Raw genomic sequence first — 16,509 nt, forward strand, 5'->3', positions numbered from 1 at the left:
TGATTCTATTTTTTATTTAAATTTTATTTCAATCTTTACCTATTCAGGAATAAGCCACCAAAAAGGCTTCATCTTTGCTTTAAAAATAAAAGCATAGTGCAGTGCCAATTTTAACCAATGGCCTGCCAACCCTATTTCTCCGAAAGTTTTCCCTAATTTTCGACCTTGAGTATCGGGATATTTATTGTAATCTGGGACGATAGGAAAAGTAGTAATACTAACACCACTACCCTTTGTCATACCATAGCCAGCTGAAGCAATGCATGCAGCTCCCATGTTTCCCATAGACCCTTTATGATGCAAATCTTTATTCCCGTTTATAATATCTATAATATTATCGGCCACTAATTTTGCTGTTATCCCTGATGGCATTCCTGTACGTGGTGGAGCTGGTGATATTATAGTGCCATTTTTACTAACCCTTGGTTTTGAAATTGCATGCGGAGGAGCAAATGCAATTCCTGGCGCAAATATATTTTTATACGAAGGGTTTTGATACGTCTCGGGCCAATCTTGCACACTCCACTCTTCATAAGGTTTAGGGGTATAGTCTGCATCAACCAACATAAAACCTTTAAAAAGTTTATCGGTAATGTCGCTATTATTTTTATCATACGCTTTAAAACCATGACCTGAAAAAGCTGGAATCAACATCGCAAAATCATAGGTTTCAGATTTATATTCACCCTCCAATGTTTCATAATGGGCTACACCATCTTCAATTTTATTAACACCAGCACCTATAATCCATTTTATTCCGCGGTCTTCGAATACCATCTCGACCATTTCGCTAGATTTCATAATATTGTTACCATAACTTAGTAACATCCCATCCATTCCGAAATCACCCAATTGATGCTCGTTAGCAATCCAAATAACTTCTGCATTCTCACGTACATTATGACGTCTTAATTCTTGCTCTACATTTAAAATGTATTCAAAAGCTGCACCCTGACAAGTAGATTTTGCATGACCAGTACCAATCAAAATCTTTGCTTTTTTACCTTGTTTCATTTGCTGAATCAATTCATTTAAGGCATTCCACGCATGTTCGGCATGTGAATAAGTACAAACAGAATAGGCTTTATTAGTTCCTGGATTTAAACCCTCGGTCATATCAAATGCCAGTTTCGGACCGGTTGCATTTATAAGATAGTCGTAGGTTACCTTTTCACTAACACCCTTTTTATCACCAACTACGTATTCAACATTAACAAAAGGCTCCGTAGTTTCTATATCTCCTTCAGGATAAAATGAAGTCACCTTTGCTTGCTTGTAACTAATACCTTTTTTCTTGTATAAAGGTGGTAATGGAAATAAAATCTCTTTAGACTTCATTCTACCGATACCTACCCATATATTTGAGGGAATCCATTGGTAATTACTATTAGGAGAAACCACCAACACCTCATGATTTTTGGATAATTTTCTTCGCAAATGCGCAGCAGCTACATGTCCTGAAACTCCCGCTCCGAGTATAACTATTTTTGACATTTTCATTCAGAAATTTATATAACAAAAGCATCAATAAAAATGACTTTTATCATTTAAATAATAATTGTTTTAATACATCAAAAATCGAAAATTTAGCTACATGGTACAGCAACTAATGTTACATAAGAACAGTAGAATTGTATAAAATTTATTTTTGGGATTGACGAAATAATAATATGACTAATATCATTTTACCTCTATAGTGTGATACCTAGTTTTGAGTACTTATTTAAACAACAAAGACATGAGAGGTGATTCAAATACCATTATCTATATAATTGCTGGCATAGTGGTTTTGCACTTTGTTGTTGGATTTATTTGGCTTTTTTACAAGCTAAAGAATAAAAAATAATAGTATATTTTTTGTTTGAGCAATCAATCTGAATTAAATAACAAATATCTGCAGCTAAATAATTTCTATTACTTATTAAACTTGGTATATAGTTTTTTTACTAAAACTAGACCTAGAGCGCCACCTAAAGCTGACACCATTAAATTAATAGCTAACAGAATACTCTCATAATCATTACTATTAATTATAGCCCAAGCATTAAACCCTAATCTTCCCAAGGTCTTAATAAAGAGTATGCTTCCAAAAACACCAACTAATGTGTTTCCTGTAAATCCAAAAGAATATTTATTTTTAAAATAACCCAATACATTAGCAGCAATAATTCCGATTAAAATACTTACTAATGAGATTAGTGAACCTGTCATAATAATGTAGTTTTCAACTAGTGATCACCATAACCTACATCATCCATTTTCCCTTTAAAGATGCTGTACTGTATTACCATATAAACGGCAACTAAAACTGCAGCAATCGCAAACCAGTATACTCCTACCGATAGACCATATTCATGTGCAGCCACATTATACAATGTTAAATCAGGATTTACATTATTAGTCGATGGCAATACTTTTGGAAAGATAGATGCTACCGTTGTAGTTAAGCCTCCAAATAAAAACAAAGAGGAAAATAAAAATCCCAAACCATGCTTTTCAAAAGACTTTACTTTAAAAAGACCAAACAAGCCTGTTAAGGTAGTTATCGGAAAGATCCATAGCCAAGGTTTGTCTAAAAAATTATGAAATGGCTTCGGCTCAATTACATGCCAAACTAAAAGCGAGATAACTACCAATGCAAGCAACACTATACTAAGGTTAAAAACTACTTTTTTCAACTTTTCGTTTAAATCGGAATTGGTTTTGAAAATTATCCAGTTCGCTCCATGTATGGCTAAAGACACTACACCAACCACTCCCAACAACACTGTAAACCAATCTAAAATTCCTAACTGCTCTGCTTGCGGACTAAAGGTTGGGTTCCAGAGTGGTAGAAAAAAATAGTGAGCCTCATGGGTTGAAACACCATCAATAACACCTCCTAAATTTACTCCACGAACTATATTCCCCAAAGCGACTCCAAAAAATAACGCTAATAACAAACTTGAAATTCCGAAAGCCTTATCCCAAATTAACTCCCACATTTTATTGTGCACCTGACCTCTTAATTCTAAACCTATAGCCCTAAAAATAAGCAACCATAAAATCATAATTAATGGTAAATAAAAACCACTAAAAGATGAAGCATACAAAGTTGGAAATGCAAAAAACAAAACTCCCCCAGAAGCAATTAGCCATACTTCATTAGCATCCCAAAAAGGACCTATGGCATTAGTAATTGCCTTTTTATCCTTTTCTGTTTTCGCGTAAAACAAATGTATTATTCCCGCTCCAAAATCGTAACCATCTAAAATTACGTAAATAGCCAACATGGTCATTAAAACGATATACCAAAACAATTCCATAATTAGTGATTTTCTAGTTGAGGTCCCTTATTAATTATTTTACCAGCAAGCATTAGAAACAGCAAACCTAATAGCAAGTACAAACCTATAAAACCAAGTAACGTAAATAAAGTATTGCCTGCAGACACCGTTGGAGAAGCTCCCTCTGAGGTTCTTAACAAATTATACACCAACCAGGGCTGTCGTCCAAGTTCTGCAGTATACCAACCTGTTGTATTGGCGATATAGGGAAAAGGAATCATAAACATTAATGACCACAAAACCCATTTAGTTTTATATAGTTTTTTACGCCATAGTTGAAAAGTTGCTAGTGCTAATAAGGCAATAAAAATAGTTCCTAAACCTACCATAATATGATAGGCATAATATAGCCCAGGAATATTTGTAGGATAATCTTTTTCATCAAACTCATTTAATCCTTTAATTTCTGCATCCCAGTTTTGATAGGTTAAGAAACTTAGTATGTTAGGTACGGCTATTTTGTTATCCAACTTTTTATTTTCCATATCAGGCTGCCCAATTAATACAATTTCAGATCCGCCATCTTCAGTTTCGAAAATTCCTTCCATAGCAGCAAAGGTTACAGGCTGAAGTTTTACCACATTTTTAGCAGCCCAATCACCTGTTGGAAAAGCCACTAGTATCGATGAGATTAATCCGAAAATGACACCTGTTTTAACAAATAGCTTTCCGAATTCATTATGCTTATTGTTTAATACATAAAATGCACCAATACCAGCAACAACAAACGAAGCTGTAATAACTGATGCCAACTGATTGTGTAAGTACGATGGCAAAAGCCATGGATTACTAAAGAGCGCAGAAAAATTATTTAGAACAAACTTTCCGTTTTCAAGTATTTCAAATCCTACCGGATGCTGCATCCAAGAGTGGGTTGCAATTATTAAATATCCACTCGCCCAAGACCCAAGGAATACCAAAAATCCAGTTAAAAAATGTAGTTTTTGCCCCATCAATTTTTCTCCAAAAAGAAAAAGCCCCAAAAATGAGGACTCTAGAAAAAATGAAAACATACCTTCCATCGCCAAGGTTTGCCCAATTATACCTCCTGTTAATTCGGAAAATTTAGCCCAATTGGTGCCAAATTGAAATTCCATAGGAATTCCTGTCACCACTCCCATCGCGAAATTCAGAGCGAAAATTTTCATCCAAAATTTTGCAGCTTCATTATAATTTACATCTTGAGTCCGCAGAAACTTCCACTTAAAATATACAATCATTAATGAAAGACCCATGGTTAACTGAGGGAACAAATAATGGAACGTAATCGTGAACGCGAATTGCATACGATCATAGAAAAGCATGTCTTCCATAGTCTAATTTCTTTTCAATGTTTTAGATGATTACAAAAATAGGCAACGTGTGATTTCTATACGTAACCCTGGTTACATATTTTAAAAATAAGTTCAATGACTTTTGATTATAATTTCATGTTGAAGAAGATTAATAAACTACTAATAATGTACCATTAAAAAATAATCCAACTCTATTTTAAAATTTTAAATGAGCTAAATTCTTGGCATTATTTAGGATACTATTTTCCTGCCTACAAATCGAATTACGGAAGCTATACCTTGGTGAAAAGACCCTTCTTTTAATTCTATGTTTGTTTCTTCAAGTTGTGTAAAATTCAATCCCTTAAATTCATTGAGTACTTCAGAGATGGAGAAAAGCATCTCTTTATTTTTTGGTCCACCCGAGGTTTTACCTAATTGATTTTTTGAGAAAGCTTCAAAAATTACAACTCCATTTGGTTTAAGAAAATTAAGCAAATGTTGAATAGCCTTTTCACGAATTGAAATCGGAAAATGAGCATAACAAAGAACAATAACGTCAAAACTTTCATTACTCTGAAAATCTAAAACATCCAAAACTTTATATTCGAATTGTAATCCCAAACTTGCGGCAAGTTTTACTGCCTTATTTTTGGCAGCTTTACTATAATCAAATGCTTCTACACTCCAGCCAGTTTTGGCAGCATAAACGGCATTTCTACCTTCACCTTCAGCAGCAAACAAAACAGAACCTTTAGATAATATATCTAGTTCTTTTTTAACAAATTCGTTTGGTAACATACCGTAGGCATAGAAATCCCCTTCATATCTTTCGTTCCAAAAGTCCTTCATAAGATTCCATATTTATATCGACTAAAAACCTCATACTACCCGCATCTTATCTAGTAAATACTATTTCGACGTACTTTCCTCATCAAAATTTATTACCCAGATACCACGAACTTCATTCACATTATAACCTATAGCTTTATCCGAAGGATATAATTTTCTCAACGTTTCTAGTGTTTCTATTTTCATTTGTTCTTTTGGCGTTCCATGACATTGTAAACACATCGTATTGGTAGTAATAGGATAGTAAAAATTAATTTCTCCATTTACAGGTTGTACAATTGGTTTAATTTCAACACCAGCAGATACTGCTTTTTTAAAATAATTTATAAATCCTAATTCTTCCTCATTTGCCAAATTCTGTGGATTCCTAGGTTTATCTGACACCCTCTTTATTATAGCATTTTTCATTACCGACATACTATCAGTCAACTTCAGCGCTTTTGTATTACAAAACTCAATAGCAGCTACAGTACCATTTTTGTTGATGGCTTTCATAAGATTTTTACCTAATTCCGCCTTAGTTGCTAGCGCATAACCAAGGCCTATATCTGCATAATCAATTGCTGCATCCTTTGTTTCTTGGGTACTACCTTCTACCAAACCATTACCATGCTCTTTTGCATAATGTGCATCAAACCATTTTGGCTTTTCAAGATCATAGTCATACATATATTCCGCAATCATTTTTACGGTTTCTTCTGAATAAGGCAAATAGGGCATCTTACCAAATTTCTCTTGTGCCATAGGCATTTTAGAAGGTGCTTCAGGATTATTTATCCACAACATTAAAGCTTGGGTAAAAGAGTCTTTAGTTGTATTCGAATCTATATAGAACTTTTTTATTGCAATCATTGGTGGTGCAATCATACTAGATTCCGATGCTTTTGGATTATGGCACATATAGCATTCTGTTTCCATAATCTTTTTTCCAGGATGCTGTTGACTGGCTAGTCCTGTTTCATCCTTAGTTGAATCTTCAATTGGTTTGGATTCTGATTGTTTAGCATCTTTACAGCTTGCGAATATCAGCAACACTGCCACTAGTATAACATTCTTCATTACTTTGAAATTTTACCGGTTGCACAACTTACATATGATTTAGCTTTTGATAAAACAGTATTTTTAGCATCGATGGACGGATAACCAATAGCCTGTAATTTCTCTTTAACCAAAATGGCATCGTTAACATCGGCACAAAGAAAAGAGACTGATGAATCATCAGGATTAACCTCTACATCAGAAATCGAACTTAATTCTACTAATTTAGATGTAATAGTTTTTGCACATCCCCCACACTTTAAATTTTGAACAATGATTGTCGTTCTCATATTCTGAAGTTTTCTAATTAAACAAAGTTATTTAGGGAATATTTATCCCCATTGCATATATCCACCTTTAAGATCATATACCTTAGAAAAACCCAAGTTAATTAACTTTTTTGCAGCTTTTCTACTTCGTGCGCCAGATCTACAATACAAGTATATGGGTTTTTGCTTATCGAATTTATTAAAAGAACTTTCAAAATTTGAAGGATTGAAAAAATCAATGTTATTCGCATTTTTAATATGACCACCACCATATTCACTGGCAGTTCGCACATCAACTAACTGAACGTCTTTAACCATTATAGCATCAGCAAATGCTTCTCTATTTAATACTTCAATGTTATCTGAATTCTCTTTTTTAATCCCAAACAGGGTTCCTAATAATGACATGTTTATTTAATTTGTAATTCAATAATAATTTTAAAAAAAAAGGAAACGGCCCGATTGAAAATAACCGTTTCCTTAAAACAACCAACCAATAAATTAGTTTAAACTCTTTTTGGCTAAATACCAATCAACTTTTTCTAGACTATCATCTGCTAATCTCGCATTTAAATCATCTAAGGTTTTAGGCGGTGATACAATTACCTTATCACCCTTTTTCCAATCTAAAGGCATCGCCACTTTATATTTATCTGATGTTTGCAATGCTTCTAAAGCTCGCAATATTTCATTCATATTTCTACCCACGTTTAACGGGTAGTACATGACTAGTCTAATCTTCTTTTCCGGATCAATAAAAAATACTGCACGTACTGCAGAAGTTTCACTTTCGTTAGGTTGCAACATTCCATACAATTTGGACACCTTCATATCAATATCTGCGATAATTGGAAAATCGAAATACACTCCTGTATTCTCTCGAACGTTTTGTACCCAACCCAAGTGAGCATGAACACTATCTATACTTAATCCCAACAACTCAGTATTTAATGCATCAAATTCAGGTTTGCGAATAGCAAAGCCACTCATTTCAGTAGTACACACCGGCGTAAAATCGGCTGGATGCGAAAACATCACCACCCATTTATCCTTAGCAAATTCTGATAATTTAATTTTACCTTTTGTTGTTACTGCCTCAAAATCTGGTGCTGTGTCACCAATTCTAGGCATATTTATTACTTCTTCTTTTGTAGTTTCCATTGTCTTATTATTTACATTAAAAGTACCCCAGAAACTAGGAACAGAAAGTAACCATTGTTACACATGATGTTAAAAATTACTAAAAAAAAGCGGCCTTAAAAAAGACCGCTCTAAATTTCCTATGTATCAATATTACTCACAGTGTTGAAGGACAAACATATTCCGAAACTGGAGCACCAGAATCCTTTATTTCCTTAAAACCACCAACGACATCAATTAAATTATGAATACCTCGACTTTTTAAAATTGAAGAAGCAATCATACTACGATAACCACCAGCACAATGAACATAAAATATTTTATTATCAGGAAACTCAGCCAAATGATTGTTTAAATAATCTAGTGGTGTATTTACTGCTGAAAGTAAATGTTCAGATAAATATTCACTTTTCTTACGTACATCAAAAACAGGAACTTCATCAATTTTCAATAAATCACTTAAAGCTTTAGCACTTACTTGACTTACCGTATCGTATTCCATTGCACTATTTTTCCAAGCTTCAAATCCACCTTCTAAAAAACCAAGTGTATTATCAAATCCAACCCTAGAGAGCCTAGTAACAGCTTCTTCTTCTCCTCCTTTTGGAGTAACTAATAATATTGGTTGTTCAACATCGGCTATTAATGCTCCTACCCAAGGAGCAAAATCTCCATTTAAACCTATAAAAATTGAGCGAGGTACATGACCCTTAGCAAATTCATCCTGATGTCTTACATCTAAAACTATTGCACCCGTTTCATTAGCTGCAGCTTCAAATGCTCTTGGCGAAAGTGATTTAGTACCTCGCTTTAAAACCTCTTTAAAATCTTCGTACCCTTCTTTATTCAATTTCACATTTAATGGAAAATATTGAGGCGGAGGAAGTAATCCTTCCGTTACCTCTTCAACGAACTCTTCTTTTGTCATATTCTCACGCAAGGCATAATTCATTTTTTTCTGATTTCCCAGCGTATCAACAGTTTCCTTCATCATATTCTTACCACAAGCTGAACCAGCACCGTGAGCTGGATAAACCAATATGTCGTCGGCTAATGGCATAATTTTATCTCGTAAACTATCATATAACATTCCCGCTAAATCCTTTTCGGTTAGTTCACCCATCTTTTGAGCCAAATCTGGTCTACCTACATCACCTAAGAATAATGTATCACCACTAAAAATTGCGTAATCTTTACCATTTTCATCTTTTAGAAGATATGTAGTACTTTCTAAGGTATGGCCAGGTGTATGTAGCACGGTAATAGTAAGTTTCCCTAATTTGAATTCTTGATTATCTTGAGCAATAATTGCATCAAACGACGGGTTAGCACTAGGACCATAAATAATCGGAGCTCCTGTCTCTTTTGCTAAAGTAACATGACCGCTAACAAAATCGGCATGAAAATGCGTTTCAAAAATATATTTAATTTTAGCATCATCTAGCTTAGCCCTATTGATATATGGCTTAACCTCTCTTAGTGGATCAATAATAGCAACTTCACCATTACTCTCTATATAATATGCTCCTTGAGCAAGACAGCCCGTATATATTTGTTCAACTTTCATACTTGTACTTTTAGTAGTTACAAGCGTAAAATTACAATGAAGCGTTGAGCTACACAGTAACTTTGGTTACATTATTAAACAAAAAAAACCCACCGATAATATGGTAGGCTTTTTTTAATGGTTAGTGATACTTTATAATAATGTAGTGGGGCATACGTAATCCGTTTTAGGAATTTTAGTTTTTGACAATTCATCAAAACCACCTATAACATCAACAAAATCGTCCCAGCCCCTTTGTTTCAAAATAGATGCAGCTATCATGCTTCTATAACCCCCAGCACAATGCACTACAAATGGTTTATCTTTTGGAAATTGGGCTAAGTGCTCATTAATCTCATTTAAAGGAATATTAAGAGCACCTGAAATATGTTCTGCATTAAATTCACTTTTTTTTCGAACATCAATTAATAATGGTCTTTCTCCATTAAACGCCTTTTCAAAATCTTTCGCCGTAATTCTTCCAATAGAATCATAATCTTTATCTGAGTTTTTCCATGATTGAAAACCACCCTCCAGATAACCGATAGTGTTGTCATAACCAACTCTAGACAAACGTGTAATTGCCTCTTCTTCTTTACCTGATTCGGTAATTAACAGTATTTCTTGCTTTACATCGGGTATCATTTCACCAACCCATTGTGCAAAACTACCTTCTAAACCTATATTTATACTATTTGGAATAAAGCCTAAAGCAAAATCATTAGCAGCTCTAGTATCTAACACTAATGCGCCAGTCTCGTTCGCTACCGTTTCAAAAGTATCGGGAGAAAAAGCAGTTTTTGCTTTATCCATAACCTTATCAAGACTTTGATATCCCTTAATGTTCATTAAAACATTTTGCGGAAAATAACCAGGAGGTGCTGTAAGTCCGGTTAAAACCTCTTTTATAAATTCCGCTTTGGTCATATCGGCTCTTAAGGCGTAGTTTACCTTTTTTTGGTGTCCAAGTGTATCCGTAGTTTCTTTACTCATCTTCTTACCACAAGCTGAGCCAGCACCATGGTTAGGATATATAATTAATTGATCACTTAAAGGCATGATTTTATTTCTTAATGAATCAAATAAATGCCCCGCTAGTTTCTCTTCAGTTAATTCTGACACCACATGTTGCGCAAGATCTGGTCTACCAACATCTCCTATAAAAAGCGTATCACCAGTGATTAAACCATGTTCATTTCCATTTTCATCAATTAAAAGATATGTAGTACTCTCCATTGTATGTCCAGGCGTATGTATAGCTTTCACTTTATAAGCGCCAATTTCGAAAATTTGACCATCTTTTGCTATAGTAGCTTCATAAGCTGGTTTTGCACCAGGACCAAAAACTATTGCTGCTCCGGCTTTGTCGCTAAGATCTAAATGACCACTTACAAAATCAGCATGAAAATGTGTTTCAAAAACATACTTGATTTTTGCATTATCTTTTTTAGCTCTATCTAAGTAGGGTTGTACTTCCCTTAATGGATCAAATACTGCCGCTTGCCCATTACTTTCTATATAATAGGCAGCATGCGCCAAACACCCTGTATAAATTTGTTCTATTTTCATGACAGTAGAATTTAAATTTCAATGCCTAAAATTATTAATCTAACATGAGGTAAAATGTGACTTATGTCACATAACGCCATTTTTTTTCGATTCTAGAGAAATCTTTTTTTCGATTGCTGATTTTTGACGTAAAGATGTACAATGTTCAAAGGCTTCATTTGTTTTTACGAATAAGTTTTCCTTTCCTATATCATTAATTAATCCACTTGAATATAAAATATCTCGTGTTGGACCAATAGCCCCCGCAACAACAAATTTTATGTTTTTTTCTTTCAGGTCTTTAATTACCTGTCGTAACATTTGTACAGCACTGCTATCTATATAATTTATGGCCTCTGCATTTAGAATTAAATATTCAACTTGTCCCTTCTTAGCATCTAAGGCTTTAAATAATTCATGTTTAAAATACGCTCTATTGCCGAAATACAATTGTGCATCAAACCGGACAATTAGAAAATCAGAAAAGACTTCAGTTTCATTAGGAAAACGTTCCACATTTTTAAAGTAATCTGTATTTTTTATTCGCCCAAGTACCGCTATATGGGGCCTTGAAGTTCTATAAACTAAAAGAAGCAAGGAAATAAGAACTCCCAATAATATACCTTCCTTTATTCCAACGGTTAACGTTATTAAAAAAGTTAATAGTAAAAGAAAAAACTCATCTCTTCTATTTTTAAATAACTGCATTGGATATTTTACATCTATTAAACCAAAAACTGCTACCATAATAATTGCTGCTAAAACTGCATTCGGTAAATAATAAAACAAAGGTGTGAGAAATAATAATGTTAGACCTATTACTAGCGCACTCACCATTGGAGCTATACCTGTTTTTGCACCTGCTTGATCATTTACCGCCGTTCTTGAAAATCCACCTGTTGTTGGGTATGACTGAAAAAATGAACCTATTATGTTTGAAGTGCCTAATGCTATTAATTCTTGATTGGAATCTAGTTCGTAATCGGTATGCTTCTCCTCAACTGCTTTGGCAACAGAAATTGCCTCCATAAATGCAATTAGTGATAAAGTCATAGCTATTGGAAATAAATCGGCTATTCTCGAAAAATCTACCGTTGGAACTTTAAGAGATGGTAATCCGCTTGGTACTTCACCAACAATTTTAACCCCCAAATTATTAAGAGCAAAAAAATAAATTAAAACTATACCCAATACCACTACTAATAATGCTGAGGGTATTTTTTTACTAATCTTCTTTAAAATACTAATAATTACTATCGCAAGAATGCCTATAACAAATGTTATTAAGTTTGTTTCTGATATTGTTATAAAAGCATTTTTTAATAAAACATGCACTTGATTACTTCGCTCAATTGAGGTGCCTAGCAAATGTTTTAATTGACTCATTCCAATAATTATAGCCGCTGCCGATGTAAAGCCACTTATAACTGGTTGTGATAGAAAATTTACGAAAAAACCCATTCTGAGTAAACCAAGGGTTAGTTGTATAACTCCCATAAACAAAGCCAAAAATATCGCCATACTAATATATTCGTCCATCCCTGTGAGGGCAAGTGCCCCTAGACCTGAGGCTACTAATAGAGAATCCATAGCTACAGGACCTACTGCAAGCTGTCGTGAAGTACCTAAGAGTGCATAAATTACTTGTGGAATTAATGACGCATAGAGACCAAAAACTGGAGGCAAACCAGCTATCATAGCATAGGCCATACCCTGCGGAACAAGCATAACTCCTACAGTTAAACCTGCACTAATATCACCTGATAAATACGATTTTTTATATGAGGGCAACCATTGTAAAAAGGGGAAATAGCGCTTTAGCATGAAATTAAATTTGAAATCAAATTTAATTAGCAAAAAATACGCTTGCAGTAACCTAGGTTACAAAACAATTAAAGTGATAAAATCTTTATATAGTTTCGATGTAATTCAATTTTCCCCATTTGCTCCAATTTTTTAAGAAGTCTAGAGATAACAACTCGGGAACTATGTAAATCGTATGCAATTTCCTGATGTGTGTTTTTGATTATATCACCCTCATTAATTCTTGCCTTTTCTTTAAGGTAACTAATTAGTCGCATGTCCATTTTATCAAAAGCAATACTATCTAATGTGTTTAGCAGTTCGTTAAGTCGATTGTGATAACTTTCGAAAATAAAGTTTCTCCAAGATTTATACTTTGCAGCCCATTCATCCATTTTTTGAACAGGTACCATTATTAATTTAGTATCCATTTCTGCGATTGCCCTTATTTCACTTTTCGCATCACCCATACAACAAGTTAAAGTCATCGAACAAGTATCTCCCTTCTCTAAATAATACAACAAAAGTTCATCACCATCTTTGTCTTCACGGAGCACTTTTATTGCTCCTGAAATCAACAACGGCATACCTCTAACGTATTCTCCAATATCCATCAATTTATAACCTTCAGAAACTTCTTTAAAAGTACCTACTTGTGCAATTTCATTTATTAACGCCTCTTCAAAGATATGTCCGTAACCTTGTTTTAATTCTTGAATCATGAGAACATTTATTTATTTTTCTGTGCTATTGCTTTATCATATTTAAAAAAAATATTAGCCCATATTGATTTTGAAACTGCTCCAATATATGGCATTGATAGAATAAGGCCAATTACAATAGCAATAAAAAGTTCAAGCGGACTCAAATTCAAATTAAATATTAAAGTTAAGACAAATATTGCAACTGCAACAGCAATACCAACGGCATAAGAAACATACATAGAACCGTAATAAAAGCTTGGTTCTATACTATACTTCAAATCACATTTATCACAACGCTCTTTCACTTTATTAAACTGACTTAAGACGTAAGGATTAGCTTCAAGAAAATCACCCTCATGACATCTCGGACATTTTAAAAATAAAATACTGTATAACTTAGTGCCTTTACCAAACATTTTGTTTTTAGTACAAACATATACTACAGCACCGTAATTTAAGGTAACAAAGGTTACATAGAAAAGTAATTCACCAGCATAAATATTGATTAACAATACAAAAAGTACCTTCGCATTCTCACCATTTATAATGATTAATCCTTTTTAACCATAGTATTTAAAACAAGTGCAACAATTATCATAATTAGGCCCAAAAAGCTATAAAAAGTATAAACCTCATTAAACCAAATTACTCCAATTGACATCGTAAAAATCACTTCAATATATTTTAAAGGAGCAACCAAATTTGTTTGTGCTATTTGAAACGCTCTAGTCATATAAAGTTGTCCCATAAAACCAAACAAACCTAACAGCAATAAGAATATCCATTCAACTCCTTTCGGCTGAACCCATACTGAAATGGCTAATAAACCACCTATAACTGTACCAACAAACATAAAATAATTAACCACAACTGCAGGGTGATCGGACTTAGCAATTTTTCTAAGTACAACGTAGACCATTCCACTAAAAACAGAAGCTATTAGTATTAATGACAGCCCTGTGGTATTTATATTGCTATCAAATCCTTTCAACACCAAAACCCCTGCAAACGCTACAACAAAAAATAGCCACTGAATGTTTTTTAATTTTTCTTTTAATATAAAAATCGCAAAAATTGCTGCGAAAATAGGTGCAATATAACGGAGTGAGACCGCTGTGCCAACTGGCAAATGTTTTAACGACAAAAAATAAAGTGTCATAGCTGTTAAGCCTATTACAGCTCTTAACACCATTAACTTTCGCTTATTACCAAGAATCGGAATTCCCTTTATTAAAATATATGATGTCGCCAATAAAAAGGAACCTAAACATCTAAAAAACACAATTTGAAAAGAAGGGATTCTATCTAAGTATTTTACAGAAACATTCATTAATGCAAATGAAAAAGTGCTGATAATCATAAAAAGCACAGCCTTTTTAAAATCTAAACCCGAATGTTTTTCTAACTTAAAGATTGACACTATTTATCTGTTTTACGGATTGCAAAAAGTGAACATGACATCTTAAAAATCCGTATTTAAAATATACTTCGCAAGTTAGAACTTAATGAACCCATAGACTATTTTTTCTATTAAATGGTTTAATGTTTTTTTTTACATAACTAGCATAAATAATTAGTAAACTAAAAACCATCCGTATTATAGGATGGTTCTTAATTAAAATACTGTTTTTCTGTTCGGCATAATTAAAGCATCAACTTTCAAACCTATCGCTGAAAGTTGACACAGTTTAATTATTTCCTAATTATCAATTTATGTTTGGTCGTATTATTATCACTCGTAGTAATTGTTATATAATACATTCCGCTTTCAAAACTAGAAATATTAAATACAAACTCCCCATCACTAACCTTGTGATAATACCCATCGTAAGTTCTAATCAAACGACCACTTAAATCGTAAATTAAAATTTGAGAGATATCTAATGTTGCATTGCTAAGCGAAACTTTAATATCTACTATAGCCGGATTTGGTAATATTTGAATTTGATTTGGCACCACTTTTAAAGCGGTATCATTATTAATAGAATTTTCTAATACACCTTCAGCTATTGTTGGCAAGACATCTTCGACTACACCTTTATTACTATTATTACAACTAAAGTCAGTACCACCTAATCCACTAGGAACAACACCAGTTTTGGTTACATAAAGTTTATCAAGACCTACACCTTCTTCACGATGAGCAAAATCTATAGTATTATTACCATCTTGTAAATTTAAGGTCACGAATACATTTCTTCGTTCTCCATCATGTAATTGTCTCCAACTAAAGTCACCATCGCTTAATATATAATTCCATTTAAGCCAAGACCCACCATTTATACGAACCCAAAAACTATCATTATTACCTGTAGGCGTATCAGTCAATGCATACAGTCTATAAGTTCCTGATTCAACATTCAGGTTAAATTTCAACCATGAATCCTCGTTGGAAGGAGCTCCATCAAAATTATTACCAGATGGCGACATAACATATTGTCCTCCTGAAGTTGAATTATCATTAATAATAGACCAATTCGAACCAACATCTGCACATTCAGCTTCTAACCAAACTTCATCTCTAATAACTGGATTAACAGTGACAACAACATCATCGGTACCTTGCTTGTTTTCATCATCAGTAACTGTTAATCTGAAAACGTAAATACCCTGTGCTAGATTACTAATATTAGTATTAGCGCTTGTCGCATTCGCTATTCCCGCATTTGTTGGTCCATCAACCTGTGACCACATGTACGTAACAATTCCACCATCAGGATCGACTCCAGAACCATTTAAGGTTGAAGTATTATTTGGCAATGTAACTATTACCTCAGTACCTGCATTTGCAATTGGTGCAATAGTTTGAACTTCACCAGAACCAAGAATTTCAATAGCATTTATTATAGGATGTCTTGTACCACCATTTGCCGCTAGTGATGAAAAGTCAATATCTAAATTACCACCAGTTACAGTCACAACGTGTGTTTTAACCAACATAGTTTGTGCTCCTCCTGCTTGGGCAAATACATCCAAATTATCTTCGACTAAAGCACCTTCAATATTTAC

The 16,509-nt window shown here is 33.7% G+C and carries 16 protein-coding genes; all 16 read right to left on the reverse strand.

Annotated elements, in window-relative coordinates; genetic code table 11:
- Positions 1–39 precede the first annotated feature (39 nt).
- The gene (locus ABJF52_RS16010) at positions 40–1,494 is read right to left on the reverse strand and encodes an FAD-dependent oxidoreductase (RefSeq protein WP_348152491.1); all 1,455 of its coding nucleotides are present in this window, start codon (positions 1,492–1,494) and stop codon (positions 40–42) included.
- Positions 1,495–1,914: 420 nt separating this feature from the next.
- Positions 1,915–2,211: a hypothetical protein gene (locus ABJF52_RS16015; RefSeq protein ID WP_348152493.1), complete on the reverse strand. Its 297-nt coding sequence runs from the start codon at positions 2,209–2,211 to the stop codon at positions 1,915–1,917.
- Between the two features lie 17 nt (positions 2,212–2,228).
- Positions 2,229–3,305 (reverse strand): cytochrome d ubiquinol oxidase subunit II, encoded by a 1,077-nt coding sequence (gene cydB, locus ABJF52_RS16020; RefSeq protein ID WP_348152496.1) that lies wholly within the window; start codon positions 3,303–3,305, stop codon positions 2,229–2,231.
- Between the two features lie 2 nt (positions 3,306–3,307).
- Entirely contained in the window at positions 3,308–4,639 is a 1,332-nt protein-coding gene (locus ABJF52_RS16025; protein ID WP_348152499.1) for a cytochrome ubiquinol oxidase subunit I, read from the reverse strand.
- A gap of 213 nt (positions 4,640–4,852) precedes the next feature.
- Complete coding sequence (locus ABJF52_RS16030; RefSeq protein WP_348152502.1) at positions 4,853–5,452, reverse strand: class I SAM-dependent methyltransferase; 600 nt, start codon at positions 5,450–5,452, stop codon at positions 4,853–4,855.
- Between the two features lie 60 nt (positions 5,453–5,512).
- Positions 5,513–6,511, reverse strand: a complete 999-nt coding sequence (locus tag ABJF52_RS16035) for a DUF3365 domain-containing protein (protein WP_348152504.1) — start codon at positions 6,509–6,511, stop codon at positions 5,513–5,515.
- A complete protein-coding gene (locus ABJF52_RS16040; protein WP_348152506.1) occupies positions 6,511–6,780 on the reverse strand; it encodes a heavy-metal-associated domain-containing protein in 270 nt (89 codons plus the stop codon). The genes ABJF52_RS16035 and ABJF52_RS16040 overlap by 1 nt, the downstream gene beginning before the upstream one ends.
- A 42-nt stretch (positions 6,781–6,822) precedes the next feature.
- On the reverse strand, positions 6,823–7,167 hold the full coding sequence (locus ABJF52_RS16045; protein ID WP_348152508.1) for a rhodanese-like domain-containing protein: 345 nt from the start codon (positions 7,165–7,167) through the stop codon (positions 6,823–6,825).
- Between the two features lie 93 nt (positions 7,168–7,260).
- Positions 7,261–7,920, reverse strand: a complete 660-nt coding sequence (locus ABJF52_RS16050; protein WP_348152511.1) for a peroxiredoxin — start codon at positions 7,918–7,920, stop codon at positions 7,261–7,263.
- A gap of 136 nt (positions 7,921–8,056) precedes the next feature.
- On the reverse strand, positions 8,057–9,466 hold the full coding sequence (locus tag ABJF52_RS16055) for an MBL fold metallo-hydrolase (RefSeq protein ID WP_348152512.1): 1,410 nt from the start codon (positions 9,464–9,466) through the stop codon (positions 8,057–8,059).
- Positions 9,467–9,598: 132 nt separating this feature from the next.
- A complete protein-coding gene (locus tag ABJF52_RS16060) occupies positions 9,599–11,014 on the reverse strand; it encodes an MBL fold metallo-hydrolase (RefSeq protein ID WP_348152515.1) in 1,416 nt (471 codons plus the stop codon).
- A gap of 66 nt (positions 11,015–11,080) precedes the next feature.
- Positions 11,081–12,817, reverse strand: a complete 1,737-nt coding sequence (sulP, locus tag ABJF52_RS16065; RefSeq protein WP_348152517.1) for a sulfate permease — start codon at positions 12,815–12,817, stop codon at positions 11,081–11,083.
- A gap of 68 nt (positions 12,818–12,885) precedes the next feature.
- Positions 12,886–13,518 (reverse strand): Crp/Fnr family transcriptional regulator, encoded by a 633-nt coding sequence (locus ABJF52_RS16070; protein ID WP_348152520.1) that lies wholly within the window; start codon positions 13,516–13,518, stop codon positions 12,886–12,888.
- Positions 13,519–13,526: 8 nt separating this feature from the next.
- Positions 13,527–14,012: a DUF983 domain-containing protein gene (locus tag ABJF52_RS16075; RefSeq protein WP_348152522.1), complete on the reverse strand. Its 486-nt coding sequence runs from the start codon at positions 14,010–14,012 to the stop codon at positions 13,527–13,529.
- 38 nt (positions 14,013–14,050) lie between these two features.
- Complete coding sequence (locus ABJF52_RS16080) at positions 14,051–14,920, reverse strand: DMT family transporter (RefSeq protein WP_348152524.1); 870 nt, start codon at positions 14,918–14,920, stop codon at positions 14,051–14,053.
- Between the two features lie 272 nt (positions 14,921–15,192).
- Positions 15,193–16,509: T9SS type A sorting domain-containing protein (locus ABJF52_RS16085; protein WP_348152527.1), on the reverse strand; the 1,317-nt coding region annotated here is incomplete at its 5' end.

Source organism: Aurantibacter sp. (genome assembly GCF_039941195.1).
Taxonomy (GTDB): domain Bacteria; phylum Bacteroidota; class Bacteroidia; order Flavobacteriales; family Flavobacteriaceae; genus Aurantibacter_A.

Coding starts and splice junctions, on each gene's coding strand:
- ABJF52_RS16015 (WP_348152493.1), bottom strand. CDS start 2,211: ATGACAGGTTCACTAATCTCATTAGTAAGTATTTTAATCGGAATTATT.
- sulP (WP_348152517.1), bottom strand. CDS start 12,817: ATGCTAAAGCGCTATTTCCCCTTTTTACAATGGTTGCCCTCATATAAA.
- ABJF52_RS16060 (WP_348152515.1), bottom strand. CDS start 11,014: ATGAAAATAGAACAAATTTATACAGGGTGTTTGGCGCATGCTGCCTAT.
- cydB (WP_348152496.1), bottom strand. CDS start 3,305: ATGGAATTGTTTTGGTATATCGTTTTAATGACCATGTTGGCTATTTAC.
- ABJF52_RS16045 (WP_348152508.1), bottom strand. CDS start 7,167: ATGTCATTATTAGGAACCCTGTTTGGGATTAAAAAAGAGAATTCAGAT.
- ABJF52_RS16030 (WP_348152502.1), bottom strand. CDS start 5,452: ATGAAGGACTTTTGGAACGAAAGATATGAAGGGGATTTCTATGCCTAC.
- ABJF52_RS16040 (WP_348152506.1), bottom strand. CDS start 6,780: ATGAGAACGACAATCATTGTTCAAAATTTAAAGTGTGGGGGATGTGCA.
- ABJF52_RS16010 (WP_348152491.1), bottom strand. CDS start 1,494: ATGTCAAAAATAGTTATACTCGGAGCGGGAGTTTCAGGACATGTAGCT.
- ABJF52_RS16050 (WP_348152511.1), bottom strand. CDS start 7,920: ATGGAAACTACAAAAGAAGAAGTAATAAATATGCCTAGAATTGGTGAC.
- ABJF52_RS16055 (WP_348152512.1), bottom strand. CDS start 9,466: ATGAAAGTTGAACAAATATATACGGGCTGTCTTGCTCAAGGAGCATAT.
- ABJF52_RS16070 (WP_348152520.1), bottom strand. CDS start 13,518: ATGATTCAAGAATTAAAACAAGGTTACGGACATATCTTTGAAGAGGCG.
- ABJF52_RS16025 (WP_348152499.1), bottom strand. CDS start 4,639: ATGGAAGACATGCTTTTCTATGATCGTATGCAATTCGCGTTCACGATT.
- ABJF52_RS16035 (WP_348152504.1), bottom strand. CDS start 6,511: ATGAAGAATGTTATACTAGTGGCAGTGTTGCTGATATTCGCAAGCTGT.